Source organism: Paenibacillus sp. FSL R5-0636, assembly GCF_037974255.1.
Classification (GTDB): Bacteria; Bacillota; Bacilli; order Paenibacillales; family Paenibacillaceae; genus Paenibacillus_AQ; species Paenibacillus_AQ odorifer.
Map to the genome: position 1 here is coordinate 546,557 of NZ_CP150232.1, position 23,560 is coordinate 570,116.

The 23,560-nt window shown below is 43.2% G+C and carries 23 protein-coding genes and 1 riboswitch; of the genes, 13 read left to right on the forward strand and 10 right to left on the reverse strand.

The genetic code is table 11. From position 1 onward, the window contains the following. Positions 1-21 precede the first annotated feature (21 nt). Complete coding sequence (locus MKX34_RS02395) at positions 22-825, forward strand: undecaprenyl-diphosphate phosphatase (RefSeq protein ID WP_076297300.1); 804 nt, start codon at positions 22-24, stop codon at positions 823-825. Between the two features lie 277 nt (positions 826-1,102). Here the strand turns inward: MKX34_RS02395 and MKX34_RS02400 are convergent, their stop codons facing one another. The 5 genes from MKX34_RS02400 to MKX34_RS02420 form a co-directional block, all read right to left on the reverse strand. After that, positions 1,103-1,318, reverse strand: a complete 216-nt coding sequence (locus tag MKX34_RS02400) for a hypothetical protein (RefSeq protein ID WP_038568499.1) — start codon at positions 1,316-1,318, stop codon at positions 1,103-1,105. 224 nt (positions 1,319-1,542) lie between these two features. Beyond that, entirely contained in the window at positions 1,543-1,872 is a 330-nt protein-coding gene (locus MKX34_RS02405; RefSeq protein ID WP_076297301.1) for a hypothetical protein, read from the reverse strand. A 310-nt stretch (positions 1,873-2,182) separates the two neighbouring features. After that, a complete protein-coding gene (locus MKX34_RS02410; protein ID WP_036682568.1) occupies positions 2,183-2,527 on the reverse strand; it encodes a DUF3221 domain-containing protein in 345 nt (114 codons plus the stop codon). Positions 2,528-2,718: 191 nt separating this feature from the next. Next, positions 2,719-3,540, reverse strand: coding sequence for an SDR family oxidoreductase (locus tag MKX34_RS02415; RefSeq protein WP_036682566.1), 822 nt, complete (start codon positions 3,538-3,540; stop codon positions 2,719-2,721). 13 nt (positions 3,541-3,553) lie between these two features. Then, positions 3,554-3,967: a MarR family transcriptional regulator gene (locus MKX34_RS02420; protein WP_076297302.1), complete on the reverse strand. Its 414-nt coding sequence runs from the start codon at positions 3,965-3,967 to the stop codon at positions 3,554-3,556. 332 nt (positions 3,968-4,299) lie between these two features. Between MKX34_RS02420 and MKX34_RS02425 the strand changes: the two genes are divergently transcribed. Continuing rightward, positions 4,300-4,713, forward strand: coding sequence for an ASCH domain-containing protein (locus tag MKX34_RS02425; RefSeq protein WP_076101343.1), 414 nt, complete (start codon positions 4,300-4,302; stop codon positions 4,711-4,713). Between the two features lie 197 nt (positions 4,714-4,910). Here MKX34_RS02425 and MKX34_RS02430 read toward each other — a convergent pair whose 3' ends face one another. Beyond that, positions 4,911-5,303 carry a hypothetical protein gene (locus MKX34_RS02430; protein WP_051491249.1) on the reverse strand — a complete coding sequence of 131 codons (393 nt, stop codon included), beginning with the start codon at positions 5,301-5,303 and terminating at the stop codon, positions 4,911-4,913. Positions 5,304-5,798: 495 nt separating this feature from the next. Beyond that, positions 5,799-5,889: riboswitch (cyclic di-GMP riboswitch) on the forward strand. Positions 5,890-5,997: 108 nt separating this feature from the next. Between MKX34_RS02430 and MKX34_RS02435 the strand changes: the two genes are divergently transcribed. From MKX34_RS02435 to MKX34_RS02480, 10 genes are all read left to right on the forward strand, one after another. Continuing rightward, positions 5,998-7,995 (forward strand): choice-of-anchor A family protein, encoded by a 1,998-nt coding sequence (locus MKX34_RS02435; protein ID WP_339204335.1) that lies wholly within the window; start codon positions 5,998-6,000, stop codon positions 7,993-7,995. Positions 7,996-8,142: 147 nt separating this feature from the next. Next, positions 8,143-9,078: an alpha/beta hydrolase gene (locus MKX34_RS02440; protein ID WP_305953669.1), complete on the forward strand. Its 936-nt coding sequence runs from the start codon at positions 8,143-8,145 to the stop codon at positions 9,076-9,078. 819 nt (positions 9,079-9,897) lie between these two features. Next, complete coding sequence (locus MKX34_RS02445; RefSeq protein ID WP_036681022.1) at positions 9,898-10,287, forward strand: NusG domain II-containing protein; 390 nt, start codon at positions 9,898-9,900, stop codon at positions 10,285-10,287. Beyond that, positions 10,271-10,828: a Gx transporter family protein gene (locus tag MKX34_RS02450; RefSeq protein WP_036681020.1), complete on the forward strand. Its 558-nt coding sequence runs from the start codon at positions 10,271-10,273 to the stop codon at positions 10,826-10,828. Before MKX34_RS02445 ends, MKX34_RS02450 begins: the two co-directional genes overlap by 17 nt. Positions 10,829-10,857: 29 nt before the next feature. Continuing rightward, positions 10,858-11,712 carry an ATP-binding cassette domain-containing protein gene (locus MKX34_RS02455; protein ID WP_051491165.1) on the forward strand — a complete coding sequence of 285 codons (855 nt, stop codon included), beginning with the start codon at positions 10,858-10,860 and terminating at the stop codon, positions 11,710-11,712. Next, the gene (locus MKX34_RS02460; RefSeq protein WP_036681017.1) at positions 11,703-12,605 is read left to right on the forward strand and encodes an ATP-binding cassette domain-containing protein; all 903 of its coding nucleotides are present in this window, start codon (positions 11,703-11,705) and stop codon (positions 12,603-12,605) included. Before MKX34_RS02455 ends, MKX34_RS02460 begins: the two co-directional genes overlap by 10 nt. Next, a complete protein-coding gene (locus MKX34_RS02465; RefSeq protein WP_036681014.1) occupies positions 12,598-13,389 on the forward strand; it encodes an energy-coupling factor transporter transmembrane component T in 792 nt (263 codons plus the stop codon). Before MKX34_RS02460 ends, MKX34_RS02465 begins: the two co-directional genes overlap by 8 nt. Positions 13,390-13,432: 43 nt before the next feature. Continuing rightward, on the forward strand, positions 13,433-15,358 hold the full coding sequence (locus MKX34_RS02470) for a U32 family peptidase (protein ID WP_076297303.1): 1,926 nt from the start codon (positions 13,433-13,435) through the stop codon (positions 15,356-15,358). 97 nt (positions 15,359-15,455) lie between these two features. Further along, positions 15,456-16,742, forward strand: coding sequence for an aspartate aminotransferase family protein (locus tag MKX34_RS02475; RefSeq protein ID WP_076297304.1), 1,287 nt, complete (start codon positions 15,456-15,458; stop codon positions 16,740-16,742). A 38-nt stretch (positions 16,743-16,780) separates the two neighbouring features. Next, complete coding sequence (locus MKX34_RS02480; protein ID WP_036681005.1) at positions 16,781-17,665, forward strand: UbiA-like polyprenyltransferase; 885 nt, start codon at positions 16,781-16,783, stop codon at positions 17,663-17,665. 562 nt (positions 17,666-18,227) lie between these two features. Here MKX34_RS02480 and MKX34_RS02485 read toward each other — a convergent pair. The 4 genes from MKX34_RS02485 to MKX34_RS02500 form a co-directional block, all read right to left on the reverse strand. Then, positions 18,228-19,208, reverse strand: coding sequence for a polyprenyl synthetase family protein (locus MKX34_RS02485; protein ID WP_036682537.1), 981 nt, complete (start codon positions 19,206-19,208; stop codon positions 18,228-18,230). Between the two features lie 16 nt (positions 19,209-19,224). After that, a complete protein-coding gene (locus tag MKX34_RS02490; protein ID WP_036682535.1) occupies positions 19,225-19,674 on the reverse strand; it encodes a hypothetical protein in 450 nt (149 codons plus the stop codon). Positions 19,675-19,919: 245 nt separating this feature from the next. Beyond that, complete coding sequence (locus MKX34_RS02495) at positions 19,920-21,800, reverse strand: FAD-dependent oxidoreductase (RefSeq protein WP_036682533.1); 1,881 nt, start codon at positions 21,798-21,800, stop codon at positions 19,920-19,922. Between the two features lie 48 nt (positions 21,801-21,848). Further along, positions 21,849-22,742: a hypothetical protein gene (locus MKX34_RS02500; protein WP_036682532.1), complete on the reverse strand. Its 894-nt coding sequence runs from the start codon at positions 22,740-22,742 to the stop codon at positions 21,849-21,851. 460 nt (positions 22,743-23,202) lie between these two features. Here MKX34_RS02500 and MKX34_RS02505 point away from each other — a divergent pair, with 460 nt between their 5' ends. Further along, the gene (locus MKX34_RS02505) at positions 23,203-23,406 is read left to right on the forward strand and encodes a CsbD family protein (protein ID WP_036682530.1); all 204 of its coding nucleotides are present in this window, start codon (positions 23,203-23,205) and stop codon (positions 23,404-23,406) included. The last annotated feature ends 154 nt before the right edge of the window (positions 23,407-23,560 follow it).

Sequence of the window (23,560 nt, forward strand, 5' to 3'; positions counted from 1 at the left end):
TCGAAAGGGGACAATCCACTGATGACTGACGTAATTAAAGCAATAATACTTGGCATAATAGAGGGCTTAACTGAATTTTTACCAGTATCATCTACTGGACACCTTATTTTAGCAGGCGATTTGCTTAGCTTTGAGGGAGATGCTGCAATAACTTTTAAAATTGTTATTCAGTTGGGTGCAGTGATGGCAGTTCTAATTCTTTATTGGAAAAGGTATTTGGAAATTGGGGTTAATATGATTAGAATGGATTTTTCCAAAAGCAAAGGATTAAATGTCATTCATATGATTTTGGCTATGTTACCAGCATTAATCCTATATCTTCTCTTCAAGGACACAATAAAAAGCCAATTATTTGGCCCAACCCCTGTTTTGATCGGTCTAGTTGTTGGTGGCGTGTTGATGATCATTGCAGCGCGAAATAGGCGGACTGAAACCGCTGATACTATCGATGGGATTAATTATAAACAGGCTTTCGGAATTGGTCTGTTCCAATGCTTGGCGTTATGGCCGGGATTTTCGAGATCAGGTTCGACAATTTCAGGTGGCCTGTTGCTTGGCACTAGCCAAAAAGCCGCCGCAGATTTTACATTCCTTATTTCTGTGCCAGTTATGTTTGGTGCAAGCTTGTTGGATTTGTACGATAATCGTGATTTGCTGAGTTCTGACGATTTACTTCTAATGTTAATTGGCTTTGCGACATCCTTTCTTGTGGCAATGATTGCAGTAGTGACGTTCATCAAACTGATTAAGCGACTTCGATTGGAGTGGTTTGCTCTATACCGGTTTGTTTTAGCAGCTCTCTTCTATTTAATTGTCATACAGTAATTGGATTAATCAATATGAACATCATGGGAAAGAAGCTTTTAAAAAGGGCTATACATCATATCCTGCACAGATTAAACTAGAGGTTCAAAACAAGGGGAAATCACCAAACAAGACAAAGCTCAAGTAGTCTATGAACTAAGGAATGAATTTTCGGTGAAAGCATTTCTACAGCTAGCCATTATCCCTCGTTTGTTTCTTCTACCATTAATATCACAAAGTGATTTTACAAGTGTTTGGGAATATGAAAAACCCCACCAGTTTAAGGTGGGGCTTTTGCTTACCAAGTATTATAGTTCGATTGATACTTAACTTGTTTATTCTCATAGCTCTCATTGGGGTAATCACGTCTGACAGACTGCAAGTAGCCTGAAATTGCAAATGCTGCAATAAGCCCTCCTATAATTCCTGTGATTAAGCTGAATGTTGAAAATCCGAATGTGGCAACTACTCCAATGGAAGACAATGCTACAAGCAATAGACTCAATATTTTCATCTTTATACACACCTCCATTTTGTATATGTAGTAATTTGAAAATTAAGATTGATACGTTACTATATTTGATCGGTTTCGATAAAAATAATAATATTTCAGCAAATCTTTAGACGGGCTTCATACTTATTTAAGCTAAGAGGATTATAGTAATCACATAACCCCCTTATAAAATAGATCTAGACCCTGCCGAAAGTGGTGGGGTCACTTTTTTGCACAGAGTAAATTTATAAATATGGTTGCCCAATATAGAAGAGAAACAAGAAATATAGAATGTAGAGAATGGGTAGTTTTATTTTTAATTTCTTGCAGAAATTTTTGAATTTTTCTGAGGTCTTGGACACATTTTTCATCACATATCCATAAATGAAGAATTGTCCAATAACAAAGAAAATGAGCTTAAGGGGAAAGCTGCCCCTGTTCATCTCAGTGAAAATAATAGTGAATGTGACAGCCACGAAGGTTAGTGATACAACTTTTAAAAACTGTGCATAACGATCTGGTGGTTCTTTGATAGGATCCTGTTGTCCCCATTTTCTCTCGTCAATTTCTGTCATGGTAAACCTCCAATCTACGAATGTTATTAGTATTTCACCAGATTGAGATGCTTTTTGAACAATGAGAATTAAGTATAAGCTCCTATAGTTGTTTCGTAAGGTTTCAGTAATTCCAACAAAGAGTAAATTCCCAAATGCTTGGGATTATGCCTACTGGCTTCGGTTGGTGAGCTTTTTCAGTTTACAGAATGTTCCAGAATTATTATATTCAGATTATGCAAATGTTTCGTCCGGGAGAGATTATTCATAATAAAGAAGCGCCGTCCCTTTGGAGAAGCCGCTTCTTTATAGTAGATTCTATTCTTTTTGCTCAATTCTTGATTTTGGTGATTTTTTTGGCGGTAACTTGTGCAGGGAATGAATCATCACTTACTTCAAAAAATACATTAATCTCATCGCCTTTTTTATATTTAGAAGGTGCAACTTTATTTACCCAAATGGCTTGAGAGTACTCATTAGATTCGAGCACCTCCTTGTATTCCTTGTTCAAGTCTTCTTCTTTTAATTCGGAAATTACTAAAATTCTTTTATTTTCTACATCTATTGTATGTACAATTCCTTTCAAAACTTCATCATTCTTACTACAGGCGGTGACTAATAACAAAAAAACAAAAATAAGAGTCCATTTAATAGTAGTACGTGGTTTTTGAATCATGGACCTTCCCCTCTAGTGGTTACGACATTAGTTTAAAATCGGTTGCACAGGCATAGCATTTTGTACATTACCAATATAAGAATAAACAGCAGCATATCCATTATGACGACCTTTATTGATTCCCCTCGCACGCGGCAGTAACAATGTATCCTGAAATGCTTCCTGATGGTTTAGCCAAAAAACCACCATGATTAAACTAATTCGTACTTATAGTCATGTGCAAATTCTTTGAATGTAATGGGTCTTTTACCAAGTAATATTTGTAAATCGGGCGTGATTTTTTTGGCTAATCCAATTTTTGCAGTGAAGTAAATTCCAATCATAACAGTCACAAATTCTTTTTGAATTCCTTTTGTTAACATTTTATCTCTAAACTGAAGAACTGATGGATTAACATATTTGATTGTTTCTCCTAGCTCTTCAGATAAAATTTCAGCTACTTCATAGTAATCTAGCGCTTCAGTTCCCGTTAACGAGTAACCTTTATTTTCATGACCATTCTCAGTTAGGATTCTAGCTGTTACAGTACCGATATCACGAACATCGATAAAGCTAGTCTTGCCTTTTCCTGCGGGTACATAGATCTCCTTTTCTTTACGTAGCTCTTCCCCATGTTGAGAAATTAAGTTTTGCATGAAGAAACTTGGGCGTAAAAAAGTATATGGAATTCCTGATTTTTTAATGATTTTTTCAATTTTATGGTGTGGAACAATTGGGTTTTTCTCTACGCCCAATAGAGATAGAAACACAATGTGTTCAACTCCGACTTCCTTTGCGATATCTATGAGGGGTTGGAAATATTTTTTTGCGTCAGCTATATGAGGAGGGCGCAGTAAAAATAATTTTTTCACTCCTGTTAACGCTGGACGAAAAGAATCAGCATTTTCAAAATCAAAATAAACATACTCACTGTCTTTTCGATGGGAGGCAATTTTAAAAGGTGTTTCACTTTTCCTTAGTTCGTTAACCACTTCACGTCCTACATTACCGGTTGCCCCTGTGATTAGAATCATAAGTCTCACTTCCCTAACTAATATTTAAATAGATCATTTTAAGCACGTTCATAAACGTGGACATTTCTTGTTCAGAAATATTTTTAAGTGCGTTATCCATGATTTCGTCACTAAGAACTTCTATTTGACTCTTAATTATCATTCCCGAATCTGTAATAAATACAAGATTTGATCGTTTATCATTTGGATTATCTCTAATGTCCAGAAGTCCTTTTGCTTTAAGTCGCTCGAGTATACCCGTTATTGTAGGGCGATCCGAGTAAGTTCGCTCTGCAATCATAGCTGGAGTTGTTCCTTCTAAATGAATAGATATATCTTTTAATACTGCCCATTGAGGAGCTGTTACATTATAAAGTAAAAGTTTTTTTGTTAAGCTTTTTTTCATTTCAAGACTTACTCTTATTAATAACTGTCCTGGGTTGTCCATAAATTAATTCCCCTCTTTAAATAGTTTGCACACTAACTACTTGATTAGTATACAAACTATATTCTCCTTTATCAATTTTAATTATTTTATTTGTTTAAATTGTGGGGAGTTACAGGTGAATGTCAATAATATTGATATTTTTATAAGAACTTTTGTTTGTATATAATAAAAATGAATGTTCTTATTTTTAGAGGCGATCAATCATGGAAATGAGTATCGACCAAACGGTTGGGATTATTTATCAAGTCTAGGAGAGCAAGATTACACAACGCGAGATCGAGATCCGTGGCATCCGTGACAAACGTCCAACATAAACAAAGGGGATAGATATCATGCGGTGTATAACAATACGGCAGCCTTGGGCGACCTTAATTGCTCTTGGTGAAAAAGAGTTTGAAACTCGTTCATGGAGAACAGCCTACCGCGGCGAGTTAGGCATCCATGCCGGAATGAGGATTGACAAAAAGATTTGTGAACAGGAACCGTACAAATCAGTATTGGCGAAACATGGCTATACAGCAAATAATTTGCCGACAGGAGCTATTATTGCTACAGGTCAGCTCGCGGGATGTTATGTGGTTACTCCAGAGGTGGATTTAAGGGAATGGATCAATGGGAACGAATATGATTTTGGCGACTATAGCGAAGGACGTTTTGCCTGGAAGCTTGAAGAGGTTCACTCACTGCGCCATCCAATTCCAGCCAAAGGTCGGCTAAGCTTGTGGGAGCATTCGGATCACTTCTGAACGGCGAATGATATTTTTAATGTAATTTTTATGTGCCTATCAGCTTTTTTTCAGGTTCGAGGTATATATTGAAGACACCAAACACCCCCCAGTGTTTTGTGGTATATCTCTCTCAGGTCTTGCCAACTCCCATGGTAAGGCCTATTTTTTTGTTCACTAATTGATTGGGGGGAGAGTAGAGCGGCTTCTATACAGCTTTATTTAATCTGATACTGTTCTTCGTAACTCTTAAAAGAGGAAATATCCAGCCCTAGGTATCTGCGCATATGGATGGCAGCCTGAGCCGCAACAATGTCATTCAACAGCAGCATTCGTTCGTGATAGCCACGACATATATACTTGGCTTCAATTCCCGTATTAAGTCTGTTTTGCTCATACACCTTGATTCCCCGTCTTCTCATTTCTGCACGAACATCCCTTAGATCTGTTGTAGCTACTGCAGCAGCTGTTCCAAGCACCTCCAGATAAGGGGCGGGTGTTCGTAAGTGTGTAGATAAAATGGCGGAGTCCCGTTCGAAAGCTGATAAAATCATCGGAAGCAATAAATAAGATTTCACCAGCATGTTGTCCCTGCTTTCTGCTCTATGCATGAATCTCATCACCTCTAATAGGAACGTATATTCGTATTCTACCCCGATATTCCAAAAATAATCAATGGTATTTCTAAACAGCTTATTCAATGTGATTAAATTCACAACTAAATAACGAAGAATAAATTATATTAAAATTGTAATAATAAAAATTAATGTATCGGACGCACATAAAGGAGAATTATGATGGAAAAAGAGGGCAGCCTCCAGCGTGGATTGTTTTTTGGTTTAATTCTGAGTGTTCCCTTATGGATATCCATATTGGGCTATATACAGTTACTTTAAAATTTAATGAAAAACCTTATGCGAAGCGCCTTTAGGCGCTTTTTTTGTATGGTAATAATGAGGGGGATCATCGAAAGGAATTGATTGACAATTGTGGGTGCCGGGCGCTAAACTGTTATTAATTCAAAAAGTATTAAAAGTCATAGACGGTTATTGGAGAGAATGCTTCGGCTACCAGTTCTGGACTTGCAGTGTAATACATATATATAGTCATGATAATAGCAAACCGTCTGAAAGGGCGGGACGCAAAGTCCAGGAGTCTAAAGTGTCTTAAAGGCACAATGACCGTCCGACTGCCATGAGAAGGGAATTCCACTTCTTTTTGGCGGTCTTTTTTGTTGTTAGGTCCTTTAGAGTTTCTGGTAATTATTCTGATTAATATAAATCATAGTTTTAGGAGGTGTGCCATTTGAAAAGAAGAATAAGACCGTTACTCTCGCTTGTATTAGCTGGGATTTTGACGGTAGGTAGTGGGCTTTCCTCATTAGGAGCTGGAGTTGCTGGAGCTAGTAGTTCTTCTACATTGGGAATTGCAGGGGTCTACAACGTGTTTATTCTAGGGGATATAACAACGGTTTCGGATACGGAAGGAAGGTTTGCTGCTGGAGGTAACGTTACTTTAACCAACTATAGTGTTGGAGATAGGTTGACCGCTGCTGAGGTTTCCTTGACTGACACACTTGTTGTTGGAGGGAATCTTACTTTCAACGGAGGTACTGTTTATGGGAATATCGTGCACGGGGGAGATTTTTCAGGGAATGTAACGCTCCTCAAGGGAGGTACAAAAAGACAGGGGAGTACGATTGACTTTTCAGCCGTAGGTCAGTCTTTGAAGGACAAATCAGCAGAACTTGCAGCATTGCCGGCGAATGGAACAACAGTGTACCAATATGGCAGTCTTACCCTGACAGGTACAGATCCTGCGGTCAATGTTTTTAATGTTCCAGGAGATAACGTCTCTAATACCTATGGAATTACAATAAATGTTCCTTCAGGATCTACAGCAATTATTAATATTGATGGTTCTAACGTAAAAATGAAAAACTTCGGATTTCTACCTAATAACGTGTTGAACAGCAAGAAAATTTTGCTTAACTTTAGCCAAGCTGCGTATCTTGATATGGCAGGCATAGGTGTAATGGGAAGCATACTTGCCCCCTATGCTCATGTTGATTTTATTAATGGTCAGATTAACGGTACTTTAGTGGCGGCTTCACTCAAAGGGACTGGTGGTGGTGAATTTCACCACTATCCATACGATGGTGATGAACCTGGACCAACGCCGACACCAACGCCAACAGTGACACCAACGCCAACAGTGACACCAACGCCAACGCCAACAGTGACACCAACGCCAACGCCGACAGTGACACCAACGCCAACGCCGACAGTGACACCAACGCCGACACCGACACCGACGCCAACAGTGACGCCGACGCCGACACCGACACCAACACCGACGCCAACAGTGACACCGACACCGACGCCGACAGTGACACCAACGCCGACGCCGACGCCAACACCGACGCCGACAGTGACACCAACGCCGACGCCGACAGTGACACCAACGCCAACACCGACGCCGACAGTGACACCAACGCCAACGCCGACGCCAACAGTGACACCGACACCGACGCCGACAGTGACACCAACGCCTACGCCAACAGTGACGCCGACACCAATGCCGACACCGACACCGACACCGACACCAACGCCGACACCGACGCCGACAGTGACACCAACGCCAACACCGACGCCAACGCCAACAGTGACACCAACGCCGACGCCAACACCAACGCCAACAGTGACACCAACGCCGACGCCAACGCCAACAGTGACACCAACGCCGACGCCGACGCCAACGCCGACAGTGACGCCAACGCCGACACCAACACCGACGCCGACGCCAACAGTGACGCCGACGCCAACAGTGACACCAACGCCGACGCCAACGCCAGAAGCAACACCGACACCGACGGTAACGCCTGAAGCAACACCGACACCGACGGTAACGCCAGAGGTAACACCAACACCAGAGACTTCGGTGTTCCCGACACCCACGCCATCATCCGTAATTGGCACTATAGTTCTTGCAGAAGATCCTGTGCCGCTTGGGCCTGTAGCTTCGCCGACACCAGCGCCAGTACCAACACCGTCGAATAGCACAGAAGTACTTGTTGATGATGATGAGATCCCATTAGGTCCGGTACCGGCAGTGACACCAACGCCAACACCAACACCTGATGAAATCATCGTAGTGGACGATACGATCCCATTAGGTAAGCCACCTGTGAAGGAATTGCCAAAAACGGGTGAATCAAGTCCTGCACCTTACTATGTAGCAGGTTTGGGTTTTGCACTTATCGGATTATTAATGAGAACCAAGTTCTCCAAAAAGAATAAATAATAAACGGTAGAGCAACATAGAGTCGCTTTCGGGGGGTGTCCCGATGGCGGCTCTATTTGTATGTCATGATTGCGATAGTTTGGTGCATTCTAAGTAGATGGTATACTCTTGTTGCAAAAGAAATGAAGAGGGGATGGCGAAGGCGAATTGATATGGTTCATTATTAGCGCTGTAATCATCATAGGGATTCTAATCTATGTGGGATTTTTCTTCTATGGTATTGCTATTAAACGAGCACCAAAGGTATTTCTAAGTAATAATCCTAATCTGAAGGCTGATCCTCCGGTTGCCGGAGCTTCTTGGGGGGAGGGGAAGGATTGGGTCTCTCGCCAGAGCTTCGAGAATATTGAGATCGTATCTGCAGATGGACTTAAACTAAGAGGTTTCTTACTCCAATCTAATCGTGCTGCGGGACGCACAGCCATTCTAGCCCACGGTTATTCAGGTAAAGCAAAGGATATGGGGGCGTACGCCAAAATCTACTACGAGAACTTAGGCTTTAACATCCTAATTCCCGATGCAAGGGGGCATGGAGATAGCGCAGGGGATTACATTGGTTTTGGTTGGCCGGAACGAAAAGATTATTTGCAATGGATTGAATACATGATTAAAAAGACTAGGTCTAGTGCTCAAATTGTGCTTCACGGTGTTTCTATGGGCGGTGCTACAGTGCTAATGACCTCAGGGGAAGATCTTCCGCCGCAGGTAAAAGCTATTGTTGCGGACTGCGCTTATACCTCAGTAAAAGCACAATTATCTTACCAACTACGACGCATGTATCGTTTGCCAAGTTTCCCTTTCGTTCAAAGTGCAAGTCTAATCACCCGCTTGAAGGCGGGGTATGGTTTTGGTGAAGCCTCTACATTAAAACAAGTGCGGAAAGCGAAGGTTCCGATTCTTTTTATTCATGGGGATGCGGATAACTTTGTACCTTTTGCTATGATGAATGAATTGTATGAGGCATGCCAGAGTCCAAAAGAGAGGCTCATAGTGCCGCAAGCGGGGCATGGATTGTCTTATGATACGGATAAGGCGGGGTATATAGATGTAGTAACAGCTTTTGTAAGCCGATATGTAAAATAAGTCCTGAACGTAGACAGCGCCCGATATCCGCTAGGTAGCGGTTATCGGGCGCCTATATTTTTCCACACATGACGTAGTCCTTGAATAAGGATCGTACCGTCATGCTTTCTCGTTATATTCATCCCCCGCCGTTCGTGAGTAACGGGTGTCTTGATTCCTTGTTATTTCCAGCAGCCGTGTGGCGAGAATAATCCTTCCAATACGACAAAAGCCCTACCTCTCTTTTGCCCTTGCGGCTCCATTGACCGCGCCAGTGTGAATCGGAATGCTATATTTCGAATTTAATCTCATAAAAAGGAAGAGTACTGCAAGAAAACATAAAGCCTCTTTGTCCAAAATGCCGATGTGTATAATAGTCGGCCTGACATCTTCTTGGTGGGGATATTCAATATATCGAAAAACAAATACCATATAAATATAACACACTATTGTTTAAAAGGCAAATATAATAATGAATTCCAAGATAAGGTTTATTTGATTCTAGAGAGAAACAAACCTCGATAGGGAGCGCTTAGATTTCGAAAGTAACTTAAATTGGGTTAATTGTGAATTATTCCGGAAAAGCTAGTAAACCAGAGGAGATGGGCGATCTCGGTGCAAATGGGCTAAAATGTAAGTTGGATATTTTTGCAAACGCTACAAACTACAACTGAAAATGCCAGAGACGAAGGGCTTGTGTCTGCTGGGGTTATTTTGCGTGCCTATTTTGTGAACAGCTCTCTAAAACTGACAATAAACTCCAACATTGATTGAAGGATTGAGGGTAGACCGTTATAATTAATAAGTCTGGATTTTAATTAAAAAATAAGGGAGATTTTTATGAAACGCGCAGATGTGTGGCTGATTTCCATCGTATTGATTGCTGCGCTCGCTTTTCTCGTACCGAGATGGTTTTCGGACAATGATGACAAAGGTGGGGCCGGTAAAAATCTCATAGCCAATGTAACGGTGGACGGTGAGTTATTTAAAACGGTAAAGCTTACAAAAGAAGAACAAACCATTGAGGTCCGCACGGAACGCGGCTATAACATTTTGAAGGTGCATGATTACGGGATTGAAATGTACGATGCCGATTGCGCTGATAAAGTTTGCCTAGGTTTTGGTTTTATTACCCTGCCCAAACAGACGATTGTCTGTCTACCGCATAGAGTATTAGTCGAAATCACCAGTGCGTCGGGGGAGGATGATATAGATGCCTATGTCCAGTAGTGAATCTGCAACAGCTTTAAAAAGAACAGTGATTATTGCGATTTTCGCCGCAGTGGCAGTAGTGTTAAGTTTAATAGAGGCACAGATTCCGTTATCCGGGATGGGACTGGTGCCGGGTGCTAAGCTCGGACTGGCCAACATTATGATTTTGACTTGTATTTACTTTTTACGTGGACGGGATGCTTTCCTGCTTGTCATCCTCAAAACACTGCTTACTGCATTTCTGCTAGGTACCTTCTCAAGCTTGCTGTTTAGTTTATTTGGTTCACTTTTTAGCTTTGTTGTTATGTTTGTGCTGATGCTGATTAGTGGCAAAGGTAAGAGTATAAGCTTGATCGGAATTAGTATAGCTGGTGGGATTGCACATAATATCGGTCAGCTGCTGGCAGCTTCTATGGTATTTGCATCACTTAGTATTTTTTATTATCTTCCCATGCTGCTGATCACTGGGGTAGTAACAGGAATTGCCGTGGGCTATGCAGTCCGTTATTTGGTGGCGTCATTGTCAAAAATATCGCTGTTTGAAGAATTTTTGGACTGATTAGTCACATCAGCGGAAGGATGACTAACATGAATGAATCATACGAAGGTCAAGACTTAGAGGGAGAAGGACAAGCAGTCATCTCTCTGGATGGGGTATCGTTTGGCTATGATCCCGAGCATCCGATTCTTCAAAATATAACGTTATCTATCTCACAAGGACAATGGGTCAGCTTGGTTGGTCCTAATGGCTGCGGGAAGTCTACGTTGGTCAAGCTGCTTAATGCTCTGCTGCCTAAGGGGGCTGGTGAGATTGAGGTTAGTGGCATGCTGCTTAGTGAGGAAACGATCGGAAGCATTCGGCAATGTATCGGAATGGTGTTCCAAAATCCAGATAATCAGTTTATTGGAGCCACTGTAGAGGAAGATATCCTATTCGGCCTGGAAGGGCTTTGTTTGCCGTACGAAGAGATGGCTGAACGTTTGCACTCCTATACGACAAGACTAGGAATAAATCATCTGTTGTCCAAGCATCCGGGTGAGCTGTCGGGAGGCCAAAAGCAGCGTGTTGCTATCGCTTCCATTCTTGCTATGGAACCAGGCATCGTCATTTTTGACGAGGCCTCTTCTATGTTGGATGAAGGAAGCAGAAATGACCTTCTCGGCATTCTGCAGGATATGCGGGCAGAAGGGAAGTACACGATCCTCATGATTACGCATGATGCAGATGAGATTTTGGCATCGGATCGGGTGCTTGCGCTGCATGGAGGTAGTTTGGCTGCAGATGTTACACCGGCGGAGTTGTTCCGGAACGAGGAGCTTCTGGAAAAATGCCATCTGCGTGAACCTTATCCTTGGCGCCTTGCACGCGAGCTGCAGAACCAGGGTATTCATGTGGATGTTCCGATCAGTGAAAAGGAGCTTATAGACACGTTATGGCCATAGAATTACAGCAAGTAAGTTACACCTACGCTGAACGAAGCCTCTGGAAGCTGACGGCGCTCCGGGACATTAACCTCAGTGTACCCATTGGCTCGATGGTTGGTATTGCGGGGGCGACGGGCTCAGGTAAATCGACGCTGCTGCAAATGTTTAACGGGATACTGAAACCAACCGAGGGTATGGTAAAAGTGCTTGATGTAACCATTCAGGCTGGTGAGAAGTCACCTAAGCTAATGCCACTGCGCCGCCGAGTCGGATTGGTATTTCAATTTCCGGAGCAGCAGATGTTCGAAGATACGGTCGAAAAGGATCTCATTTTCGGTCCCCTTAATTTCGGTATGAGTCTCGATGAGGCAAAGTCACGTGCACGTCAGGCCATGTCAGATATGGGGCTGGATCTCGCGTTGCTGGAGCGGAATCCTTTTCAATTGAGCGGTGGACAAATGCGTAAAGCGGCTATCGCTTCCGTGCTAGCTATGGACCCTGAGGTCATCGTTCTGGATGAGCCCACGGCAACGCTTGATCCCATTAGCCGTGCAGAGCTTATCAGCTTGCTGGAGCGATTATGCCGTGAGCAGGGCAGAACGATCATTATCGTTACGCATCGGATGGATGAGTTATTGCCCTATGCGGACAGCTGGGTTGTACTTAAAGAGGGCAGCACGGCGTTTCAGGGCAGTGTAAAGGCACTTGCAGATGATCCTTCGATTCTGGAACAGTGTGGTTTGACGGTTCCGCAGTCCCTTCGTTACTGGCGTGCAGTTGCTGATCATTTAGGTCTTGTGGATGAAGTCCCCCGCTTGACGGCTGAGAGTCTGGCAGAGCTTATAGCTTCGCTGCCAGCGGAATCAATAAGCACTGGTAAGCCCGATGGAAAGAGGGATGACCATGAATGAGAAACTGATCTTAGGTCGGAGTATTGAGACCGGTTCGTGGGTGCACAAGCTGGATGCTCGTGCCAAAATCACTGGCATGCTATTATACGTAGCTGTTATCTTGCTCTCACGTTCGTGGATGGCCATGGCTGTGTTGGCTATTTTTTCGATAGCCGTTATGGCTTCCACGCGGATTCCGCTTAAATACTTCCTGAAAGCAGCTAAGCCTTTACGTTATTTAATGTTATTTATCTTTATTGTGCAGGTGGTGTCTGTGAAGACAGGGGAGGTAGTGCTGACTCTTGGTTCCTGGTCTATCTATGAGGGAGGGCTAAGATTAGGGGCATTTTCGGTCATCCGCATGTTCTTTCTTATCACCTTTACAGCGCTTCTGACCTTCACAACAACGCCGGGGAAGCTGAATCAAGGGTTGGAGGGGATCTTGACACCCTTCAAAAAGCTTGGCTTATCCCCTGACCGTATCACGCTGATGATCAGCATTTCACTTCGTTTCATTCCTACGATTCTAGATGAATCGCAGATCATAATGAAAGCGCAGGCCTCAAGGGGAGCTGATCTAAAAGAGCTGCCTTTGAAGGAAAAGGGACGGATGTTAGTCTCCCTGCTGGTCCCGATTATCGCCAGTGCCTTTAGGCGTGCTCAGGATCTGGTGTATTCCATGGAAGCCCGCGGTTTTCGCATGGATGCTCCCCGCAGTCGGTATCACCGCCTAAGGTGGGGCAAATTCGATACTGTTTTTATTGGGATGTTTGTGGTCATGGGAATTGCAGTAGCTTTGTTATAATACTCATTCCCTATTAGTAGTATCAACTTGGGAGGGAACTTGAATGGCACGTTATTTTAACGGTAGAGAAATTGAATTACTCGCACCCGCAGGAACGTTTGAGATTTTCAAGGAAGTGATCCAATCACGGTGTGATGCAGTTTATTTTGGTGGACCTGTATTGAATATGAGAATGATGCGTAAAGGTTATAATCTTACTCATGAAGAGATTGTAGAGGCACTTGATATCGCACACCGTCTAGACAAAAAAGTGTATATCACTGTGAATAATCTTTTTAGTGAGGAAGATGTGGAAGAAGCTAGAGAATACCTGCGTTTTCTTGATAGTGCTCGGCCGGATGCCTTGATTGTTCAGGATATGGCAGTGTTGGAGCTTATTCGGGAGATGGAGCTTAACCTTCCTATTCACTCTTCAGTAATGATGAATGTTCACAACCTGGAGATGATCTATGCGCTGCGTGATCTGGGTGTAACTCGTGTAGTTACCTCGCGGGAAATGGACCTGCAGACAGCTAAGCTGCTTGGTCAGCGGAGTGGCATGGAGCTGGAATATTTTATTCATGGAGATATGTGCTCTGTGCATGGTGCAAATTGTTACTTTAGTTCCCATGTTTTTGGTATGAGCAGCAACCGGGGGAAATGTATGAAGCCTTGCCGCTGGGATTATCGGGTTAAAAAAGACGGATATGTATATCCTGCTGAATATCCACTGGCTGTCAAAGATATGTTTATGTATGAGCATCTTCCGGAATTGATTGAATCAGGCATTACTTCTTTTAAAATTGAGGGCCGTATGCGTGATAAGGAATTTATGGTGATGCTGGCGAATAGCTACGGCGAAGCCATTGACCGATATATCGATGATCCGATTGGTTTTGATCGTACGGTTGATACCAAAGAACTGTACAACAACCGCAAGCGCGACTTTTCGACAGCTTATGCTTTTGGTAAACCAGGGTTAGCTAATATCAACCGTCGTTATGAAGGTACGGGCAAATTCTATAGCACTGGAAAAGTATTTAGCACACCAACCGCAGAACGTGAGCTATCTGAAAAACGTGTAGAGGAATTGCGGGAACGTTTGGCGCAAGAAAAGAAGCCTAAGACAACAAAAGCGAAGCTGGCTGTACGTGTGAATAATATGGAACAGGCGCGCGTAGTATTGGAACTGGGTGTGGATAGTCTGTATTTGCCGGGCGATGTATTTGAACCGGACAGACCTTTTACAAAACGTGATATTAAGGAACTTGGTGAACTAAAAGGCGATAGCAAAATATATTTAGGGTTGCCACGCATGATGACCGAGCTGCATTTCGATCAATATGATCAATTGCTTGGTGGAGAACGCTTGCCGATCGACGGTATAATCGTTACTAATTTGGGAGCGATTCGCAGATACAGCTCTACAGGTTATCCGTTAATTGGAGATGGTAGTTTAAATGTCTACAATCATCTTTCCGCCCAATTATATGCAAAATTAGGTTTGACTCAGCTTTCGGTTTCACCGGAAATGACGCTGGAGCACTTTGCTACCTTTGCCTCACGTTGTGACACGCCTTTGGAAGTTGTTGTACATGGTACACCTGCACTAATGTATATGGAGCACGACCTTTATGAGAATACTGAAGTAATGGAACCTATCGCTGAAGAGGATAATCAATATGTGCACAATAATGTATTGGTTCTAAAAACAGACAAAGGTGAGAATCCGGTATATCGTGATCAGCACGGCCGTTGCCATCTTTTGTTCGCAAAAGAGCTCTGCTATTTACCGTTACTTGGTGAGATGATTGATCTAGGCATATCTAGCTTCCGTATTGAAGGAGCGACGTATAGTGCTCAGCAGTTGCGTGAAATTATAATTTCTTATCAACAAGCTATGAATCGTACTGAAGTGAAAGATGACATGCTAGGTGGTCTTGAACCCATTTATGCGGGTTATACTCTAGGTTCGCTGCAATTTAACTAATTCTATTTTTTGGGACAAAATATCGTCTGCTAGTAAGAAGAATGCACAGTACTCTATCAATAAGTTACTATTTTCACAAGAAGAGAGGGAATTAATCATGGAACAGCAAGAATTCATCGGAAGAGAAGCCGTAGTGGCGAGGCGTAAGCAATATTTCTATCCGTGTACACAGCATTTTTACCGCGATGCGCCTCAGCTTGTGCGAGGTTCGATGCAGTTTGTGTATGATGAAAATGGCAAACAATATACAGATTTCTTCGCAGGTGTATCTGTAGTCGCTTGTGGGCACTGCAATCCAGCCATAACTGGACGTACGATTGAGCAATTGCAGCAGCTGCAGCATACGTCTACGATCTATTTAACTCAGCCAAATGTGGATTTGGCTGAACGTCTGGAAGAGGTTATGCCAGGCGGTCTACGCCGAACCTTCTTCGTGAACAGCGGCTCAGAGGCTAATGAAGGTGCATTGCTGCTCGCCCGGATGTATACAGGACGTAAGGGGTTCATTGCATTGGAGAGTGGTCTACACGGCCGTACCAATCTAACTATGAGTGTGACAGGACTGCCGATGTGGCGTACCGATAAATACTTGGATCATGACGTTGAGTTTATTCCTCGCCCATATCATCCAGAACTATCTCTGGAGGAAGCCGCTGCACTCTCCCTGGAATCTCTGGAGCGAGTGCTTGAGGAGAAGGGGAATACTATCGCTGCGATGATCGTAGAGCCAATCCAAGGCAATGGGGGTATGATTATGCCAACGCCAACCTACTTCAGTGAGGTCAAAATGTTGCTGGAGAGATACGGCGTACTTCTGATCGCTGATGAAATTCAAACTGGATTTGGTCGTACAGGCAAAATATTCGCTATGGAGCATTTTGACGTAGTGCCCGATATTATAAGTATGGCTAAGGCACTGGGGAATGGAATTCCGGTTGCGGCTTTTGCGACAACGGATGAGATTGCACTTGCGCTGGACCGTCCGTCGGCTTCAACCTTTGGAGGCAATCCGGTATCTGCTGCAACAGCACTGGCTGTGCTTGATTATATTCGCGATGAACGGCTTCCTGAACGCTCAGTGCTGCTCGGAGAACAATTGAAAGCAGGGCTAAAGACCCTTCAAGAGCGTTATCCTTCGCTTATTGTGGATGTCCGGGGAATTGGGCTTATGTTGGGAGCGGAGCTTGCTGGTGAGAATGCTGAAGGCTCTGCGGCGCTTACAGATCAAGTGCTGGAAGCGATGAAAGACAGAGGATACCTGATCGGCAAAAATGGTATAGGACGCAACGTACTAGCCTTTCAACCGCCGATGATTATTACGGAAGAGGATATCGACGGGCTGCTTAACAACCTGAATGAAGTCCTTGCGGAGCTTAATGTCTAATACAATGAATTTCAAGTAGCGAAGAAAGAGGAAAACGAATGGCTATTCTAAACATTTTTAAAACTGCAGGCCTAAAGCTGAAAATGTTCAGTGAACTGGTGATGTTCTCTCATACACTTTTTTCGCTGCCGTTTGCCATTATCTCTATGGTGTGGGCCGCTGGGGGCTGGCCATCAGGGCATGTAATGATCTGGGGTCTGATTGCATTGATCGGTGCCCGTAATGGCGCTAATGCATTCAATCGGCTGGCAGACCGTACGTTTGATGAACAGAATCCTCGTACGGCACATCGGCATTTGCCACAACGGTTACTGGCAGAAAAAGAAGTGGTTGTCTTTGTTATTGTCAATTATGCCATCTTTATTGTGGCTTCAGGCATGCTGAACTTGCTCTGCCTGCTCTTATCGCCGGTAGCAATCGTATTGATATCGACTTATTCTTATACAAAACGTTTCACCTTTCTCAGCCATTTATATTTAGGCTTTGTCATTGCTTCCGCGCCGATTGGTGCATGGTTTGCCGTAACTGGAAATATCGCATTTACACCGTTTGTGATCGGAACGGTAGTTATGCTCTGGATTGCCGGATTTGATATTATCTACGGCACTCAGGACATTGAATTTGACCGGCGGCATGGGTTATGGTCTATTCCGAGCTTCTTTGGATTAGAGAATGCGCTGCGTATCGCCAAAGGTCTACATTTCATTATGATTATGCTGCTATTATTCCTATACGTATGGCAGGATCTCGGCTGGATGTATCTGGTTGGGATTGGCATCGCTACATTGCTCCTGATGACCGAGCATAAGATAATAAAACCTTCGAATCGTAAGCTGATGAAGGTGGCTTCTTATAATCTAAATCAGGTAATCAGCATAGTGATATTATTGTGTACGCTGATTGATTTTTTCTATGTTAGTTAGAGAGCTGGCTTTGGTGAGCCGGCTGGCTGAGCATTGGCGCATTGCCCGCAAACTAACAACAAAAGACAATAGCCTACCCAAAAGGGGTAGGCAAAGGAATCGGAAAGCTGGCTACGCTAGCTTTCCTTTTTTGTGTTGACTCGCTCCCCGCTCTGTAAGGGGGAAGCTAAATGCAAAGATTAGGGAAAACCTCCCTAATCTTATTACGTTTATTATTTTTAAACTCTGTTTTAGGGAATTTCTCCCTGAAATATAGCTGGTTACTCTTAAAAGCATGCTAAAGTGGACTTTATTAGAAAGGTTTTCCCTAATATCGTAGTTTTCGAGCGATTAGTAGCTAATTTTAGGGAGGTTTTCCCTAATTACGTCCGATGGAGTAGAATGACTAAACGAGCTCATGTGCGCTACGCTGCGTTTGCGTGTTTAGCTTGTCTTGTTGAAGCGGAAAAATATCGGTTTGAATTTGCGACAAGATCAATGAAATGATGTGTTTAAATCAAAAAAACGGATACCCCCAAGTGAATGGGAGGTATCCGTTTTTATTTGTATTAGAACGTACGCTTTAGCGATCACGGTCCGCAAAATATTGCAGCAACGTTTCCAGATCAGCATGCGCCGGGTAGGAGGAGAGCTGCTGCACAATAGCTGCAGCTTTATCCAGATAGTTCTGGCTGACCCGTTCAGCGCGAGCGAGGGCATCGCTATTGTTAATTAGGGTGAGCACATGTGCTACTTCAGCGTCGGAAGAATCCGGGCCGATTGCACGGATCACAGGCGAGAGCTTAGGGTCCTGCAAGGCGTACAGCACTGGCAGGGTGACCTGACCATGTCGCAGGTCGCTACCGGCAGGTTTGCCTAGGACATCGGCGGACTGTGTGAAATCTAGCAAGTCATCTTGTATCTGAAAGGACATCCCTAAGGCTTCTCCAAAATTATAAAGGAGATTGGCAACTTCTTCGGTGCTTTCAGTGGACAAAGCACCAACCCGTAAGCAGGTTGCCATAAGAAGAGCGGTTTTGTTTAAGGATTTCTCCAAATACTGATCCATTGTAATTTCATAATCAAAAGCATGTTCCATTTGCTGATATTCACCCAGACACAGCTGAGCGGTAGCTACAGAGGATAAGTCATGAACGTATCTGTTTTTATCTCCGGTATATTTGCTCAGCAGCTCGATGACCCGAGCGGACATGTAATTACCAACATGTACTGCTGACAATGTACCCGTCTTAATATGTAAGGCGGGTACGCCCCGCCGTAACTCTGAACGGTCAATGATATCATCATGAATTAATGAGGCGGCATGAATAAATTCAGCAGCAGCAGCTAATTGAAGCGCTCTGCGGCCGGTATCCTTACGGCCAAACCGACTGCCAACAATGACCATGAGGGGACGAAGGCGTTTACCACCGGAATTTATAAGCTCTAGAACACTTTGCGCGAGCTGAGATTTCTTAGGTACATCTTTATCACGCGCCACAAGGTTTACGATTTCGCGGTTGATTTCATTTATGTCTATATTTAAGGCCTCATGCAGCTTCATTTATGGATCCCACCTGTCAAATGGCTTTGCTTGTGCGATTACGCTGTCTGCACTCTTGGATCAAGAACTCTTCGATTCCAGTAGCTGGATCATGTTCCGCGAAGTCTCCATTTGACCGTCTAATCTGCATTTTTTTGATCGAAGGAGCTAGATAAGCAACTAAGTCGAGCTCACGGCATTTCACCGCAAACTGCAGGTAAAAGCTATACAAATAATCTCCATCCAAAATGTTGCGTGTAAGGTCGGGATGATGTGGGATACATTCCATATGGCGCTCTGCTGCCAAAGTGAGAATAGTGTAAATACCCAGCAAATTGACTTTGCGGCTGTATTCCAGATCATGGCGTTCCAGTACCGAGATTAACTGTTCACATGCAGCCGGAGAGGGCTGAAGCTCAATTCCGGCAATAGGTGACATTTCAGTATGCAACAACCGGAGGGTATCTTCTATGAGTTGTTTGTTCACAAGATTCTCTCCTTCTTGTCGGTTTTGCCGGAAGAAACCATACCCCGATCATCCCTACAAAACCATTCATTCAAGAAAAAACCACCATTTCCTAGGATTAGGAAGGTTATTTTCTTCTTGTAAATAAGGAGAGTAATGTGTCCTAGGGACACATTACTCTGAAGTATATCAATATTTAACCCTAATAAAATACAATTTGCACATATGTTCTATATGATAAATTACACTAATTCAGGGTTTTATTATCAGTCGGTGTATAGATACCATCGTCTGACGAGCGGAATTCTCTTCCACTGTTTCTTAAGCCAAGGAAGTACATAATAGTCTAGACCAAGTGTGCTTCCTGATCCGCCGATGCAGGCAATACCAGCAGCAACGTACCATAACATTTCTGTCGATGCCATTTTGGTTGACCAAATCATGACCGACATGGCGACAGTCGCTATAGAAGCGAGTGCAGTGAAGAGACCAACGATGAGCATAATACCGAAGACGATTTCTGCACATACCATACCGATTTGGAACCATTTCGCGAGGAAAGTGTAACTTCCGTCGTTGTTGTAGAACATCAAATCCATGAACCAGTTTGTAATGTTGTATACGAAGTTAGGTACAGGCAACGCTTCAACAGCTTCTTTTGCAGTGGATACTGCTGAAGCTGCAGATTGTGCATCTACGGTGTCTTTAACTGCATCTACTGCAACACTGGCTGCTGATGAAGCATCCGTTGCAAAAGGAGCAGCTGGAATCAAGAAAATCTTATCTGGATCTTTCCAAATCTTTTGGATCTTCTCAATACCTTCGTATAACCACATACCACCAAGTAGAACACGAAGTGGTACGAGCCAGAAATTAGGTGAACGTTTGGAGAAGTGACCACCCAAGAAGCTCTTGCGGTTCTCAACATGGAAGAACTCATGCATCATATATGTCCATACTTTATTGAATCCGACAACCTGAGACAGGTAGAACATATTAATAAAGTGTTTGGATAGCATTGCCATGAATCCAGTAAGCATAAAGAACTTACCTGGCAGACCAACGTTTGCTACACCGTAGCGGCTACCAATGGAGACCATTGTACCGTGGAAACCTGGTTTGTAAGCTTTTTTAGCAGTGTTCTGAATGTCAGCGGCAATGTTGCCAGCAACAATCGGAGCTGCTTGTTCAGCGTTCTCAACCATTTGTGGTACAGGACGAGTTTCACCTTCAGGAATGTAGAAAATGTTGTCCCCTACTACGTAAACGTTCTTATGATCTACACTTTCCAGGTTCTCATTCGTAACAATCCGTTTGCGGCCTTGTTGTTGTACTTCAAGTCCACCAACGATTTCGGAGCCTTCAACACCAGCAGTCCAAACAATTGTTTGGGAATCGACAACGTTTTTCTCACCAAGTGCAACACTACCATTGCCTACTTCGGTGATTTTAGCGCCAGTCACGATTTCTACGTTCAGCTTACGAAGGCGAGCTTCAGCTTTTTGAATCAGCTTATCTGGAAGGATAGGCAGAATCTTCGGAGCCATATCGGCCACAATCAGTCTTACTTCGGATGGGTCGATAAAGAACTCCTTGCATAATTCCTCGCGTTGTTCAGCCATTTCACCAACCAGCTCGACACCAGTAAAGCCGGCACCGATAATAACGAAGGTTAGCATAGCACGACGTACAGCTGGATTTTTCTCCATAGCCGCTTTGGTATACATATCGCGGATTTGACGTTTCAATGCTACCGCATCATCGTAAGACCAGAAGGAGAAGGTGTTTTCTTCTGCGCCTGGAATGCCGAAGAAGGTTGGTTTGCTACCTGTGCCGATTACAAGGTAATCGTAAGCGTAGGTAGCTTTATCGGATTTAAGTTTTCTGCTTTTGAAATCGATATTGCTGATCTCATCAAGAACAACATCTACTTTAAGGCCCGCAAAAATCTTCTTAAGATCGATCTTGATTGAATCCTCTGGAGCACGGTTCGCGGCAACCTCATGCAGCTCAGTCAATAGAGTGTGATATGGATTCCGGTCGATCAGTGTAATTTCAACATCTTTGTTTTTCTTAAATTTCTTTGCCAGTTTTTTAGCCGTGAGTACGCCGCCGTAGCCGCCGCCCAAAATGACTATCTTCTTCAAGAGAAATTCACCTCATTCGTCTGATTAGCTGCAGAAGGTCCTGCGAAATTATTTCGCGCCTTCGAGTGCTTTTTCTGCAAGTGTAAAATATTCACCAACATGAATACTCACGCCGGAAATTGCATCAGTTTTGCCTTCAGCATCAAGCGTTGGAGCAACACCTTTGTTTTCAAGGAAGTATTTTTCAGCCAAAGCGATTTCTTCATGCCATTCAGCAGAAGCGCCGCCAGCTTTCATACCATATTTACCATCAACGGAGAATTGCTTCTTGTCATCGCCAGCAGCATTCAAACCACTGAATTTAACAGCTACAACATTACCGTTAGCAACAGTCAGGTCAACAGTGGATTTCCAACCGGATTCAGCGTCCATTTCGCCTTCAGCATGGTAGCCTCCGTCTTTATATTGACCAGCTTCTACTGGACCAGCAGCAAGAGCAGCTTGAGCAGCTTTTACAAAGTCAGATACGTGTACGGATACACCAGAGATGGCATCAGTTTTCCCTTCAGCATCAAAAGTTATAGCTGCTGGATCTTGTTTTTCGATCAGGAATTCTTCAGCTTTAGCTGCTTGCTCGTGCCATTCAGAAGAAGCACCGCCAGCTTTCATGCCATATTTACCATCTTCGGAAACTTTTTTCTTCAGGTCGCCTGCAGTGTTAACGTTAAAGGCATCCCAGTCAGCTTTAGTGATCTTTCCACCTTCTACAGTTAAGAGTGCGAAATATTGCCAGCCAGTTTTAGCATCAACGTCAGCAGTACCATAGTAAACTCCGTCTTTGTACTGCCCAGCTTCAGTTCCAGCGTTACCGGAATTTGTTGCAGGAGCAGTTGTTTCAGCTGGTGCGTTAGTAGGGGCTGCGGCGTTGTCTGTGTTGTTACCACAACCTGCGAGCAATCCAAGGATAAGTGCGCTCGACAAGATAACAGAAGCTTTTTTCATTTCAAATGACCTCCAAAAATATAGTTTAAAATATATATATTAAAATGTAAAACATTTTAATAGTCGAGCGAAGTGATAAAAATCACTTTATAAATGATATTTGTCACTTTAATCTCATGCGTTATTACCCATTTGTAACAGTATCTTGACTTATATCGGCATACATTAGGAAAAAATTTAATGATGTTGTTTTATCTCCGATGGCATTCTAGCACATGGACTAGGAAAACCATTGTGAAATAAATCACTTAAAAAATTAAATATTTAATTTATATCTGGATTATATCAAATTTTAAAAGATTTGAATACATATATTTAAAAATATATGTGACAGAATACGACTTAATTTGCGAATGTCTTGAAATGTGGAAAGATTCATAGCGAATGGGGAAGGGTAAGTAAAGGTAACACGGGATAACAATCCTACCCTAATTAATTCAGCTAAGGAGATGAGCTTATAATGGACAACAATGTATTTAAAGGAAAATGGAAACAGCTCAAAGGCGAGGCCAAGAAGCAATGGGGCAAGCTTACAGATGATGATCTTGACGTAATTGACGGTGAAAAGGATAAATTAGTAGGTAAACTACAAGAACGTTATGGACATACGAAAGAAGACGCGGAGAAAGAGTACCAAACCTGGGGACGTTCCTACCGCGATTAATTCATTACTAATGACGTTAATATAAAATTCCAGAAGAAGAGCGCAAATCGCATCTGATTTGCGCTCTTCTTCTGCGTCCATGGGCGTTAGTTATCGAATGGGGCTTTAGTATGGTAGTATTATGAGATGAAAGTTGTTTTTTATTTTGCCGAGG